Source organism: Streptomyces adelaidensis (assembly GCF_016598475.1).
Taxonomy (GTDB): Bacteria; Actinomycetota; Actinomycetes; order Streptomycetales; family Streptomycetaceae; genus Streptomyces; species Streptomyces adelaidensis.
On record NZ_JAEMUX010000286.1, the window covers coordinates 1 to 614 of the forward strand.

General features: G+C 68.9%; 1 protein-coding gene. It reads left to right on the forward strand.

Annotated features, from left to right (window positions below; genetic code table 11):
• Positions 1-52 precede the first annotated feature (52 nt).
• Entirely contained in the window at positions 53-589 is a 537-nt protein-coding gene (locus I8N67_RS41875) for an ATP-binding protein (protein ID WP_200309638.1), read from the forward strand.
• Positions 590-614 lie beyond the last annotated feature (25 nt).

The window sequence follows — 614 nt, forward strand, 5'->3', positions numbered from 1 at the left end:
GGGGCAGCATCCTCCCGAGGAACCGAGTCCCGGGCACTCACCATGGGGTGGGATGTCAGGGGCTGCGTTGCTCTGCGGTATCGACGGTGAGTTCCTGGCTGGTGTGGTCGCCAGCGACCAGAGAGGCCGCCGGCATACCCAGTTGGAGGCGACACCCGCTTATGTCCTGCACCACGACGATGCCTTCCGTGCCGCGCTCGACCGCTACGGCGGGGCGAAGGCACGGGTGCTGGAGCCCGTGCAATACGCAGGCCTGGCTGACCCCGAGCAGACTCCGAACGGGTATTCGGCGCCCGGCTCCCCGGCCGGGCTGCCGCACCCGCGCCGTGAGGTCGTACCCTTCCATGGCCGCACCGGACTCCTCGATGACTTGCGAGCCTGGGCGACACGGCCGGGTCCCGGCGTACGGCTGGTCTACGGTCCGGGCGGGCAGGGCAAGACCCGCCTGGCCCGGCAGTTGGCTCACGAGTTGGCCGGGGATCGGTGGGCAGTCATGTGGCTGCGGCCCGACGCCATGATGGACGAATCGCGGAACATACCGACGCCTGCGGTTCCCCTGCTGATCGTCATTGAGCGGTGTGCATCGTGAAGTCGCAGGTCACCGGTCTGGTGTG

What these genes read in the sequence shown, in the direction of transcription:
- I8N67_RS41875 (WP_200309638.1), top strand. Translation starts at nt 53, where the DNA reads ATGTCAGGGGCTGCGTTGCTCTGCGGTATCGACGGTGAGTTCCTGGCT.